The sequence below is a fragment of the Enterovirga aerilata genome (assembly GCF_013044135.1).
In the GTDB taxonomy this organism is placed as follows: Bacteria; Pseudomonadota; Alphaproteobacteria; order Rhizobiales; family Beijerinckiaceae; genus Enterovirga; species Enterovirga aerilata.
Map to the genome: position 1 here is coordinate 531055 of NZ_JABEPP010000003.1, position 12789 is coordinate 543843.

At 61.8% G+C, this 12789-nt stretch carries 11 protein-coding genes; 1 reads left to right on the forward strand and 10 read right to left on the reverse strand.

Features of this window, described 5'->3' with window-relative positions:
- Positions 1-45 precede the first annotated feature (45 nt).
- The 9 genes from HJG44_RS12675 to dapA form a co-directional block, all read right to left on the reverse strand.
- Positions 46-741: a response regulator transcription factor gene (locus tag HJG44_RS12675; protein WP_137388825.1), complete on the reverse strand. Its 696-nt coding sequence runs from the start codon at positions 739-741 to the stop codon at positions 46-48.
- Positions 738-3443: a DUF4118 domain-containing protein gene (locus HJG44_RS12680; RefSeq protein ID WP_171218708.1), complete on the reverse strand. Its 2706-nt coding sequence runs from the start codon at positions 3441-3443 to the stop codon at positions 738-740. The genes HJG44_RS12675 and HJG44_RS12680 overlap by 4 nt, the downstream gene beginning before the upstream one ends.
- A 58-nt stretch (positions 3444-3501) precedes the next feature.
- The gene (gene kdpC / locus HJG44_RS12685) at positions 3502-4077 is read right to left on the reverse strand and encodes a potassium-transporting ATPase subunit KdpC (protein WP_171218709.1); all 576 of its coding nucleotides are present in this window, start codon (positions 4075-4077) and stop codon (positions 3502-3504) included.
- 75 nt (positions 4078-4152) lie between these two features.
- Positions 4153-6222 (reverse strand): potassium-transporting ATPase subunit KdpB, encoded by a 2070-nt coding sequence (gene kdpB / locus HJG44_RS12690; RefSeq protein ID WP_119036641.1) that lies wholly within the window; start codon positions 6220-6222, stop codon positions 4153-4155.
- Positions 6223-6449: 227 nt separating this feature from the next.
- On the reverse strand, positions 6450-8147 hold the full coding sequence (kdpA, locus tag HJG44_RS12695) for a potassium-transporting ATPase subunit KdpA (protein ID WP_171218710.1): 1698 nt from the start codon (positions 8145-8147) through the stop codon (positions 6450-6452).
- A 30-nt stretch (positions 8148-8177) separates the two neighbouring features.
- The gene (gene kdpF, locus HJG44_RS24415; protein WP_114076011.1) at positions 8178-8267 is read right to left on the reverse strand and encodes a K(+)-transporting ATPase subunit F; all 90 of its coding nucleotides are present in this window, start codon (positions 8265-8267) and stop codon (positions 8178-8180) included.
- 483 nt (positions 8268-8750) lie between these two features.
- Positions 8751-8999, reverse strand: a complete 249-nt coding sequence (locus HJG44_RS12705) for a hypothetical protein (protein ID WP_171218711.1) — start codon at positions 8997-8999, stop codon at positions 8751-8753.
- Positions 9000-9053: 54 nt separating this feature from the next.
- A complete protein-coding gene (locus tag HJG44_RS12710; protein ID WP_246736198.1) occupies positions 9054-9257 on the reverse strand; it encodes a hypothetical protein in 204 nt (67 codons plus the stop codon).
- A gap of 173 nt (positions 9258-9430) precedes the next feature.
- A complete protein-coding gene (gene dapA / locus HJG44_RS12715) occupies positions 9431-10378 on the reverse strand; it encodes a 4-hydroxy-tetrahydrodipicolinate synthase (protein WP_171218712.1) in 948 nt (315 codons plus the stop codon).
- 188 nt (positions 10379-10566) lie between these two features.
- Here dapA and HJG44_RS12720 point away from each other — a divergent pair, with 188 nt between their 5' ends.
- Positions 10567-11229: a hypothetical protein gene (locus HJG44_RS12720; protein ID WP_171218713.1), complete on the forward strand. Its 663-nt coding sequence runs from the start codon at positions 10567-10569 to the stop codon at positions 11227-11229.
- Positions 11230-11518: 289 nt separating this feature from the next.
- Here the strand turns inward: HJG44_RS12720 and HJG44_RS12725 are convergent, their stop codons facing one another.
- The gene (locus tag HJG44_RS12725; RefSeq protein ID WP_246736199.1) at positions 11519-12700 is read right to left on the reverse strand and encodes a porin; all 1182 of its coding nucleotides are present in this window, start codon (positions 12698-12700) and stop codon (positions 11519-11521) included.
- Positions 12701-12789: the final 89 nt, after the last annotated feature.

Sequence of the window (12789 nt, forward strand, 5' to 3'; positions counted from 1 at the left end):
AGAGCACTCACGTTAAGTCGCCCGCCCGTGGACGAGCGCGCGCGGTCACTGCTCCGGCTCACGGAGGCGGTAACCGACACCTGTTTCAGTAAGGATATATTGCGGCTGATCGGGCGTGGCCTCGATCTTCTGCCGCAACTGGCGGACATAGACCCGCAGATACTGGACATCGGTCGAGCCGCCCCACACATGCTTGAGGATGTGCTGGTGCGTGATAACCTTGCCCGCGTGCTGCACGAGAACGCGCAGGATTTCGTATTCCTTGGGTGAGAGCTTCACCTCCTTGTCTGCGACCTTGACGATCCGTTTCACCAGGTCGACCGAGAGATCGCCGACCTGGAATATCGGACGCTCGCCCTGCTGCTGGAGCTTGTGCCTGAGCGCCACCCGAATGCGCGCCGCCAGCTCGCGCATCCCGAATGGTTTGGTGAGGTAATCGTCGGCGCCCAGTTCCAGCGCCTTGACGATGCCCGTTTCATCGGTCCGGCTGGAGAGGATGACGATCGGCAGTTCGACGAGCTCGGCCCGCCACCTTTCAAGCAGCTCATGGCCCGAGATATCGGGCAGCCCAAGATCGAGCAGAATGAGATCGGGCTTTTCCTCGGCGAGAAGCGCGACGGCCTCCTCGCCATTCGCGGCCTCGACCATGGCGTAGCCCTCGGCTGTCAGCCCGACGCGCAGGAGCTTCCTGATCGGCGGCTCGTCATCGACGACGAGAATCTTGACTACGGACGTACTCATATCCTTCCTTCCAAAGTCGAGGGCTCCGGTCCAATCGGAAACCGCAGCGTGAAAATGGCGCCGGGTCTGTCGGCCCGGTTGGTCGCGAAAATCGTCCCGCCCATCGCCTCGACAAAACCCTTGCAGATCGACAGACCGAGCCCGGTCCCAGCCTGAACGTGGTCCTTCTTCCGGACGCGATAGAAGCTGTCGAAAATCCTCGTCAGATCGTCGGGCGGAATGCCGGGACCTTCATCGACGATCTGCAAGACAACGTGGCTGTCTTCCGCCCATGCCCTGATCGAGATCAGCGAGCCTGTCGGCGCATATTTGCGAGCATTGTCGAGCAGATTGAACAGCACCTGCTCGAACAGGACCGGATCGAGCCGAACCATCGGCAGATCGGACGGCACCGCGAGGTCCAGCTTATGGAGAGCCAAAATCTTTTCGGCTCGGCGCAGGGCGCTGCCGACGCTGTCGCCGATGAACAGTGGTGTCAGCGACACCGCCGCAGCGCCGGATTCCAACCGTGTCATGTCGAGAAGGTTCGCGATGAATCGATTGAGTCTCTCGGCCTCTTCGACAATCGTCGTCAGCAGCTCGACCCGACCGGAATCGGTCAGGGATGTCGAATAGTCTCTCAACGCTCCCGCCGACCCGAGAATCGACGCCAAAGGCGTCTTGAGGTCATGCGAAAGCGACGTCAGAAGCGCGGAGCGCAGCTTGTCCGCCTCGGCGGCCAGACGAGCATTGTCGACATCGGCGACCAGTTGGATACGCTCGATCGCCAGAGCGGCCTGATCCGCCAAAGAGTCGAAAAGCCGCTGTTCCACTGGCGTCAGAACCGGACCCTGCTTGTCGTTGTCCAGACCGATGACGCCGACCCGGGTCCTCCCGGTCTTCAGGGGCAAGTAGAGGCGCTTCGCGCCCGGCAGCGTGTCCGCGCCACGCCCTGCGGGCTTGTCATGCTCCCAGGCCCACTGAGCCGCCGCAATGTCCGCATCGTCGAGCGTGTCATCGGGCGGGAAACCCGCCTGGACCGCGATGCGGCCGTTCTCCGGCAACAGAGCGACGACCCTGACCTGAAGCATGGAAGCGATCTGATAGACCGTCGCCCAGAGGACGTCGCCCAAGGTGCCGGCGCCGGCGAGCTTCTTGCTGAAGAGATAAAGGCCCTCGGTCGTTTTGGCCCGCTGGCGCGCCGTCACGGCTTGCCGTTGCACCCGGCCCGCCAGATTGCTGGCAATCACCGCGACGCCGAGAAAGAACGCAAAAGCCACGACGCTTTCCGGGTCGCCGATATCCAGCGTGTAACGGGGCTCGAGGAAGAAGAAGTTGAACACGAGCGCGCTGACCACGGAGGCGAACAGCGCCGGCCAGAGCCCGCCGCCCATCGCCGAGGCCAGCACGGCCATCAGGAAGACGAGGGCGATGTTGCGGACATCCAGAAAGCGCGACAGCGCCGTTCCAATACCCAACGCCATGGCGACGTAGAGCGAACTCCACAGATAGTGGCCGAAGTCGATTCGTCGTTTGGGCCGCGCGCTGACTGTCGCTGGAGATCGTGTTTCCTCGCCGTTGCCCGGCGAGATGACATGCACGCTCACGTCCGTCTTGGCGCGGATCAGATCATGCGAAACGGAGCCCGCGAAAATCTCCCGCCATCGGGGCGAGGTCGGCATGCCGACGATGACGTGTGTGTAGTTGTTGGTGGATGCGTAGGTCAGAATCTCTTGCGCAACGTTCTCGCCGGGCAGGGTAACGGCTTCGGCTCCAAGCTGTTCAGCGAGACGCAATGCGCTGGCGATCTTGTCCTTATTCTGCTCGGAGAGCCGGGCATCCTTGCTCGTCTCGACGTGAACCGCGGCCCATGGCGCACGAAGCCGGTCCGCCTGGCGGCGGCCATAGCGCACGAGCGCCATCGCTCCGGGCCGTTCGTTGATGCACACCAATACGCGCTCACCGGCCGACCACGGCCCGGCGATCGCATGCGCCTGCATATGGGTGACCAACTGGTCATCGACCCGCTGCGCCGTGCGCCGCAGCGCCAACTCACGAAGGGCCGTCAGATTGCTCGGCGAGAAATAGTTCTGCGTCGCGCGCTTGGCGGTCTTGGGCAGATAGACCTTGCCCTCGTTCAAGCGCTTGATCAGGTCGCCCGGCGTGATGTCGATGATTTCGATATCATCGGCGCGGTCAATGATCGAATCCGGAACGGTCTCGCGCACCCGAATCCGTGTGATCTGCGCCACCACGTCGTTGAGGCTTTCGACGTGCTGGATGTTAAGGGTGCTGTAGACGTCTATGCCGTTCGCGAGCAGTTCCTCGACATCGAGATAGCGCTTCGGATGGCGACTGCCCGGCGCGTTGGTATGGGCGAGTTCGTCCACCAGGACCAGCGCCGGCTTGCGCGCCAGAATTGCGTCGATATCCATCTCATCGAGCACATGCCCTCGATACGGCACAGTGCGGCGCGGAACGATCTCGAACCCGTCGACCAGAGCCTCGGTCTCGGCCCGCCCGTGGGTCTCGACCACCCCGATGACCACGTCGACGCCATCGGCCCGCTGAGCCCGGCCCGACATGAGCATCTCATACGTCTTGCCCACACCCGGCGCCGCCCCAAGAAAGATCTTGAGGTGGCCCCGCGTCTCCCGCTGCGCACTTTCCAGCAATGCATCAGGCGATGGCCGGTTCTGCTCTCGTATTGGGTCGTCAGACACTTAATTGGCTCCGGATCATCCGTCAGGACGACTATTATAGCCGTCCTGACAGCTTCATTCAGCCTCTATTGGCGTCGTCGAGCGCCAGGTTCAGCTTGAGAACGTTGACCACGGGCTCACCCATGAAGCCGAGCATGCGCGGCTCGACATACTGATCGACCAATGCGCGCACCACAGCCTCGTCGATACCGCGCGCTTTGGCGACACGCCCCACCTGGAAGTAGGCGGCTTCGGGCGTGATGTGCGGGTCAAGTCCGCTGCCCGAGGCGGTCACGAGGTTCATCGGAACGGTCGCATCGCCACCGTTCGCCGCGCGCAGAGCCTCTGTATCGGCGGCGACGCGGTCGCGAAGCGCCTGGCTGGTAGGGCCAAGGTTGGAGCCACCCGAAGCGCCCGCGTCATAGCCGTCGGAGCCGGCCGCCGACGGGCGGGGGTGGAAGTAGCGCTCGCCGGTGAACCGCTGGCCGATCAGCTCGGAGCCGACGACCGTGCCGTTGCGCTCGATCAGGCTGCCATTGGCCTGGAAGGGAAGGATCGCCTGCGCGATTCCGGTGATACCGAGCGGATAGAGAAGCCCGGTGATGATGGTGAAGGCTACGATCATGAAAATCGCAGGTCGGATTTGCTTAAGCATCTTTGTTTGTCCCGAATGATCCGCCGCTGAACAACAGCAAGGACGCGGAATGATTTCGTGGTCGTCGGGCGCGCCTTAGGCGAGACCGACGGCGGTGATCGCCATGTCGATGAGTTTGATGCCGGCGAAGGGGACGAGGATGCCGCCCAGGCCGTAGATCAGGAGGTTACGGGACAACAGCGAACCCGCTCCGATGGCGCGATACTTGACGCCTTTCAGCGACAGCGGGATCAGCGCCACGATGATGAGGGCGTTGAAGATGATCGCCGACAGGATCGCGCTCTCGGGCGAAGCGAGGCCCATGATGTTGAGCGCGCCGAGCTGCGGATAGAAGACGAGGAACATCGCCGGGATGATCGCGAAATACTTCGCGATATCGTTGGCGATCGAGAACGTCGTCAGCGCGCCGCGCGTCATCAGCAACTGCTTGCCGATTTCCACGATCTCGATCAGCTTGGTCGGGTCGCTGTCGAGATCCACCATGTTGCCGGCCTCGCGGGCGGCGACCGTGCCGGTGTTCATGGCGACGCCGACATCCGCCTGGGCGAGCGCCGGGGCGTCATTGGTGCCGTCACCACACATGGCGACCAGCTTGCCCTTGGCCTGCTCCTCGCGGATCAGCGCCAGCTTGTTCTCCGGCGTCGCCTGCGCCAGGAAGTCATCGACGCCAGCTTCGGCGGCGATGGCCGCCGCGGTCATCGGGTTGTCGCCGGTGATCATCACCGTGCGGATACCCATGCGGCGCAGCTCGGCGAACCGTTCCTTGATGCCGCCCTTGACGATGTCCTTGAGGTAGATGACGCCGAGCAGGCGGCCATCCTTCACCACGGCGAGCGGCGTGCCGCCTGCCTTGGCGATCTGGTCGGCGATGCCCTGAAGCTCACGAACGCTTTCGGCGGACGCGCGCGGGCTGCCGGTCGCGACCGTGGAGAGATCCACGTGCTTCAGAACCGCATCGACCGCGCCCTTGCGGATGGTCGAACCGTCCAGGTCGACGCCGCTCATCCGGGTCTGCGCCGTGAAGGGGACGAAGGTGGCGTTGAGGCTCGCCATGTCTCGCGCGCGGATGCCGTATTTTTCCTTGGCGAGCACGACGATCGAGCGGCCTTCGGGGGTCTCGTCGGCCAGCGAAGCAAGCTGCGCTGCATCGGCGAGTTCCTTTTCGGTGACGCCCCGGATCGGCCGGAACTCGCTCGCCTGACGGTTGCCGAGCGTGATCGTGCCGGTCTTGTCGAGCAGCAGCGTGTCGACGTCGCCAGCGGCTTCAACGGCACGGCCGGACATGGCCAGAACATTGAAGCGGACCAGCCGGTCCATACCGGCAATGCCGATGGCCGAGAGCAGTGCGCCAATGGTGGTCGGAATCAGCGTGACGAACAGGGCGACCAGAACGATGATGGGAACATACCCGCCCGAATAGGTCGCGAAGCTCGGAATGGTCACGACCGCCAGAACGAAGATCAGCGTCATGCCCGCAAGCAGGATATTGAGCGCGATTTCGTTCGGCGTTTTCTGGCGCTCGGCGCCTTCAACGAGAGCGATCATCTTGTCGATGAAGGTCGAGCCAGCCGCGGCCGTGATCCGGACCTTGATCCAGTCGGAGAGCACTTGCGTGCCGCCAGTGACGGCGGAGCGGTCGCCACCAGACTCGCGGATGACAGGGGCCGATTCGCCGGTGATAGCCGCTTCGTTCACCGACGCGACGCCCTCGATGACTTCGCCGTCAGAGGGGATGATGTCGCCGGGCTCGACGAGAACAACGTCACCAACCTTCAGCGTGGCCCCGGGCACCATTTTGTAGTCGGAGCCGCCGTTCGAAAGCAGCTTGGCCTGGGTCTCGCTGCGCGTGCGCCGAAGCGATTCCGCCTGCGCCTTGCCGCGCCCTTCGGCGACGGCTTCGGCAAAGTTGGCGAAAAGCACTGTGAACCAGAGCCACAGCACGATCTGCAGCGAGAAGCCGACATTTTCGGCCCCGGTCGCGATGTCCTTCAACAGCAGCACCGTCGTCAGCACCGAGACGACCGCGACGACGAACATTACGGGGTTTTTGGCGAGGCTCTTCGGATTCAGTTTCCGGAAGGCATCGCCAATGGCCGGTACAAGTATGCGAGCGTCCAGCATGCTCGCGGATTTGGACTGGTTCATAAGAAACTCCAGCGAGTTTGTTCTTGGGGGCCAACCACTCGGTCACGCCGCCGCGAGCAATTCAGTGATAAGTTTGGCGAGGAGCACCACGCCCCCCAAAGCCAGTGTCATGCCGAGAATGATCGTCGATGCCCTGGGCGGTCTGGCCGCCCCTCGCTCCTGAAACCAGGAGCGAGGGTTCACGACAAATCGGATCGATCTCAGCCATTTGGCCGTCATCGCGATCCTCAGAACGTCTGGCCCGCCAACATGGCGAAGTGCTCGACGATCGGACCCAGCGCCAGGACCGGGAAGAACGTCAGGCCGCCGACGATCAGCGTCACGCCAACGACAAGGCCGATGAACAGCGGTCCCGTCGTGGGCAGTGTTCCCGTTGATGCCGGCACGCTCTTCTTGGCTGCGAGCGAGCCCGCGATCGCCAGCACCGGCACGATGAGCAGGAAGCGCCCCATCAGCATCGCGAGACCGATGGTGATGTTGTAGAAGGGCGTGTTCGCGCTGAGACCGGCAAAGGCGCTGCCGTTGTTGTTGGCGCCGGACGTGTAGGCGTACAACACCTCGCTCAATCCATGCGGGCCAGCGTCCTGGATGCTGGACAAGCCAACAGGAAGAACGACGGCGATCGCGGTCAGGGCCAGAATGGCGAGCGACGGCCCAAGCATCGCGAGGATGCTCATCTTCACTTCCTTGGCCTCGATCTTCTTGCCGATATATTCCGGCGTCCGACCGACCATCAGGCCAGCGATGAAGACGGCCAGGATCGCGAAGATCAAGGTGCCGTAGACGCCGGCGCCGATGCCGCCGAGCGGCGGGATCTGCATGTTGAACAGCGGCACCAGGCCGCCGAGCGGCATCAGGCTGTCGTGCATGGTGTTGACCGCGCCCGTCGAGGCAGAGGTCGTTACGACGGCAAAAAGCGAAGACAGTGCGAGACCGAACCGCGTCTCCTTGCCTTCCATGTTGCCGCCCTCGAGGCCGAGCGCATGGAGCAGCGGGTTTCCAGCGGATTCAGCCCAATAGATGACGCTGATGCCGGCGACAACGATGGTGAGGACCGCGCCAAGCAGTGCCCAACCCTGCTTCTGGTTACCGATCATACGGCCGAACACGTTCAGCATCGCAAAGGAGATCGAGTAGATCGCCAGAATGTGGATCAAGTTGGTCAGTGCCGTCGGATTCTCGAACGGATGGGAAGAGTTGGCGTTGAAGAAGCCGCCGCCATTCGTTCCCAGATGCTTGATGATCATCTGCGAAGCGACAGGGCCCTGCGCGATAGTCTGCTGAGCGCCTTCAACCGTCGTGGCGACGGTGTAGGGGTTCAGGTTCTGCGGAACGCCTTGCCACACCAGCACCAGGCTGCCGACGATGCAGATCGGCATCAGGATGTAGAGCGTCGCCCGCGTCAGATCGACCCAGAAATTGCCGACGGTCTTGGCGGACGCGCGAGAGAAGCCGCGAATGATCGCCATGGCACCGGCCACGCCCACAGCCGCCGACACGAAGTTCTGCACCGTGATGCCGGCCATCTGTGTCAGATAGCTCATGGTGGTTTCGCCGCCATAGCCCTGCCAGTTGGTGTTGGTCATGAAGCTGACCGCCGTGTTGAACGACGAATCCGCGCTTACAGCGCCCATTCCGGCGGGATTGAAGGGCAAACCGCCCTGGATGCGCTGCAAGAGATAAAGCAGTGCGAAACCGGCTAGGTTGAACAGCAGCATGGCGCCCAGATAGGTCGTCCAGTGCTGCTCTTCCTTCTCACTGGTTCCGGCCATGCCATAGAGGCCGCGTTCCACGGGTCCCAGAACCGGCGAAAGGAAGGTCCTCTCGCCGTTCATGACACGCGTGATGTAGCCGCCGAGCGGCTTCACCAGCGCGATGACGATCCCGAGAAAGACTAGGATCTGTATCCATCCATTTATTGTCATCGGTCGTTTCTTTCCGAGCTGTTGCCTTGATCAGAACCGCTCGGGACGAGCGAGGGCGTAAAGCAGGTAGCCGGTGATAAACACCGCGACTGCTGCCCCAAGGAAATATTCCAAGATCATGTTGCCGCCTCCTGGGTCAGAGCTTTTCGCAAAGCTTGATGTATCCAAACATCAAGGCGAAGAATCCGAACCCTATCGCTAGTACAAGAACATCCATTGCTTTCGCCTCCGGCGCCGCTGTTGGTACAAATGGCCGCCCAGGATGGATCGTCCTGACCGGTCACAGGTTGAATTCTTCCAGCGCGCCCTTGCGTACGCACGGGTGCCGGAGGAGGAATTTGGCGGAAATATGGACGCGAACCGCATATAGGTTCGAGAGAGGACGGGGCCTCAAAAAATAGGAATCTAATAGTATTTTGGGCCTCGCGCATAAAAATTCCATAGGAATTTTTCGCTAGAAGCCCGTTGGCAAGTAAAAGGCCCGCCGACTCGGCAGAGTCGGCGGGCTTTGCTTATTTCAAGCCGAAGCTTTACTTCCCCATCTCCAACGTCGCGAGAAGGTCATGAGTGCAAAGGCGGGGCTTCCGGATCGACGGCAACCGGCTAGGCGGCTGCCCTATGTCCAAACAGCGGGTCCAGGCTCAGGCGCTGGCTTTCGCCCATGCAGATCACGGCACCCGGCGCGTTGTTGGTTTCCTGACGGGCGAAGTGGATCGCCGCTTCCTTGCTCACGAAGCAGCCGCCGACGAGGTTACGCTCATCGCGGACGGTCCAGCATCCTCGGTTGTCCTGGCCGACAAAGAAATGGTTCAGAGGTTGAGGAGGCTCTTTCGGCTGAATGGCGCTTGCCATGGTGGATAATCCTGATTGTTCGTTGAAGACTGAGCTGTGGACGTCGATGGCGCGCTAGCCGGCCAACGAGGTGACTGTGGCGACGGCCGCGATCACCAGGGCCATCACGACTCCGAGCCGCAGGAACATTCCAACGTCGGCCATCGGCTCATCCGAGGGCGTGGCAACCTTGACCTCCCCATCCGTCCGCCCGACCTTGGCCTTGTTCTGTTGTTGCATCGCATAGAAATAGTAACCACGAGGGTACATCGCAGACATCCTTTCTCGATATCGGCAGGACCTTCTACTCGTCGAGTAAGATGATGCTTTTTGCCGATACGTTGAATTTAAGGATGTCGGGATTTGTTCTCCATTTCTTGGAAGAACGCATTTCATAGTATTTTCATTGGAGAACACGGCAGCACCATGCTGCTGTTATAAAGGCGACCCGGTCAGACCGAGAGGGGGACGAGAGACCGCTCGGCGACCAGGGACGTGTCGATCGCCAATGTGTCGATCTCCGCAACGGCCGCGCGAACTCTTGCCACGGTGGCTTCAGTGACCTCGACCAGCGGAAGGCGGACGGCGGGCGAGTATCCGCGCGCGCAATGCAACGCGAACTTGATCGGGCATGGATTGCTTTCAAGCTCCAGCGCTTCGATCAGGGGGAAAAGATGGGCGTTGATGCGCCGTGCTTCCAGATAGGCGCTTTTCCGTACCGCGCCGATCATCGCCGCGGTCAACATCGGGGCGACGTTGGAGACGACCGAGATCGCACCATCTCCTCCTGTCGTCATGAAGGCGAGCATCGAACGGTCATGTCCGGAAAGCTGGGTGAAACGATCGGCAAAGCGGAGAGCCATCGCGCTTACCCGCGTCGGATCTCCGCTTGCGTCCTTGATGCCGACAAGGCCGGGCAGGTGCGCAAGGCGGTCCAGCGTTTCGATCCTGATATCGACGGCCGTCCGCGAAGGCACATTGTAGATGATGATCGGCAGCTCCGCAGCTTGCGCGACACTCTCGAAATGCCGGAACAGGCCCTCCTGGCTCGGCCGACTATAATAAGGCGTGACGACCAGGGCTCCATCCGCGCCGAGCCGAGCCGCCTCGCGGGTTAGTTCGACGGTCCGCCGGGTGTCGTTTGTCCCCGAGCCGGCGATCACCGGCACACGGCCATTGGAAACCTCGACGCACAACCGGATCACCGCCGCCCATTCCGGATGAGACAGGGTCGGCGCCTCGCCCGTGGTGCCGCAGGCGACCAGCCCCTGCACGCCCTGGTCGATCTGCCAGTTGGCAAGCTCCGCCAAGGCGTCGAAATCGATAGCCTCACCCCTAAACGGAGTGACAAGCGCGGTCATCAACCCGCCAAATAAAGGAGGGTCGCCACTGGGCTTCATGGTGCTTTTTCTCCATCTTTCGAAGCATCTTTTGGCCGTGCCCGGCGCCGACCGAGGGAGCCTAGCAACGCGATCATCAGGGCTGCCGCTAGATCGTCATGTCGGCCCACGCACCTGCGTAAATTGCCGCGATCATTCCAGGCCATGCGACACCGCCACCGATCTCCCGAACGACCCATCGACCACGGGTGGCGTTTCGGCTGCAAATGCGCTCCCAGTTCGATCACCGCTTCAAGCAAGGCATTCGCTTCGAGCAGATCCCGGAGCCGGCGGTGCCGTCGAAACTGCGGCTGGTCTTCGCGCTCCTCGATAATCCTCACAGCCAGCCAGATGTGGTGCTCCTTGAGGACTCTGGCCATTTCCAACTGCGTCCTCAGGCCTGGCAACTCAGCCAGACGGCTTTCACCGATAGCGCGCCTTCGGTCGTCGGGTTGGAGAGCGGGCGCAGCAGGGCGTGTCATGCCGCTCTCAGAAAAACTATGGCGACGACTTGCACAGCGGCACAGCTCGCCGCAAACATCAGGAGCAGGTATTCCGATCTACGGCGTCGCTCGCGTTTGCTGAACTTCGGTTTCGACCGCGGCAACCTGGGGCGAGCAGAACGGCCTGCAAATCTGCATTCAGCCGCCATTGCTGAGCACCAGATAGATGCTGGGGCCTGCGGCAGCAACAACAGCGCAACCGGCGATCACCACCAGAACGATGATCTCCACGCCGCAGCGGATGAGGTGTCGGGAGACTTGGCGCTTGCTTGGTACAGCCTGGCTCAATTTTCGCCCTCACTACCCAATCTGACGCGGCTCGCGCCGCCGACTGAGGTTCAGCATCTCCATGCAGAAGCGACCGTCTGACAGTTGAAGAAAGAGGCGGTAGCAGCCGTAGCTCTCGCCTATCAGCCGTGCCGCGACGACCGCATCATTGCGCGTCGGGTGGCACCACTCCGAGTCTTCACCTTCCAGATGCACAGTCCAGCGATCGTCGTAGTTCCGATAGACCCAGAGCACGGGCAGGACCGGATACAAAGTCGCTACGGCTTGAGGCGCCTCCGATTTCGAGTTGATCAATTCCAAAGCCATATTTCACCTAAGCAAGCAGAGAGTCTGCGGAGCCGATGGCTCCGCGTTTGATCTCGACCCCGCCTTAGAAAAGCACGCCAGCCTCGAACATCCCGCGAACCTGGTCGCGCTTGTCGAAATTGGACCCAAAGCCGTAGCCTTCGGTGACCCGGTCAATGCGGGTGTACGAAAGCTCGGTCCGCGCGAAGAAGATCCCGCGCTGATAGGTCGGCGTCACTGTCAGCGACCACGCCCTGCTTTTCGGCCCATAGAGCAGATTGGTGGGGGCGCAGTCTGCGGCGACGCCGCAATCTCCTCCGCTTGAAGCGATGTACTCGGCGCGTCCAGCGATCGAGAAATTCTCATTGATGGCATAACGAGCCAGCAGCGCTCCGCCGAATGTTTCGGCCGAGCGATCAATCCCGATGTCCCTGTTCGAGCGGACCGTTGTGTATTGCAGGTAGGGCTGGAGCGTCAGCGGGCCGTCGACATAGGTGTAGATCACATTGAAGATGCTGCTGTTGTTCTGCGCCAGAGGCGTTGCCGCGCCGGTCTTGCCGGACTCTGCAAAATTGCCTGCGGCGACCAGCGTGATCGTGCTCGACGGCGTCGCCGCATAAGACAACAGACCGGATACCCAGTTGTAATCGCCTGAGTAGAACCCATCATTGACCGACACCGAGGCATTGAGCGGTCCATTGCTATAGTTCACCTGCACACCGCGGCTGATGGCCGGCTCCTGGTTCCAGAGCAGGCCGCGCGCGATATTCATATTCTGGAACGTGAAGGTCGATTCCGCGCCGATCAACGTCGGCAGCAAACCCGCCTGCACCGAGAAATTCGGCGACAGCTCGAGCTTGCCATAGGCAACCGGCACGGGCCCGTAGAACTGATCGGTGACGTCGGTTGCGCGGGTATAGGCCGAACCCAAAGAAGGCAGCGAGTAGACACCGCCCTGGACGAAGAACGTCAAGGGCGCCCCGGTTGTCTGCACCTGAATTTGGGCATTGCCGATATCGACTAGGGGATCTGTCGTTCGGGGATCGATGCCAGGAATGCCGTTCGTCTGCGCATTGCCGATGCCTGTGAGTTGGCCGGTGATATGAACGCGACCAAACACGCCCGCATCCATGCTCATCGGATCGGGGTTCGGGCGCAGAGGGCCACCAAAGCTCGGCGCGCTCAGGGGTTCGGCCGCTGCCTGGCCAAGACCCATCACCGAACCGGCCATGATCGCGACCGCGCCAACCGCGCTCAGGCAAAACATCTTCCGACGCTCAGACCCCGGTCTTGTTGGACGACCGGCCTCGGCTGTGGCCGTAGCGGCGGGTGCGAGGGACGGTTTATGCGGCTTCA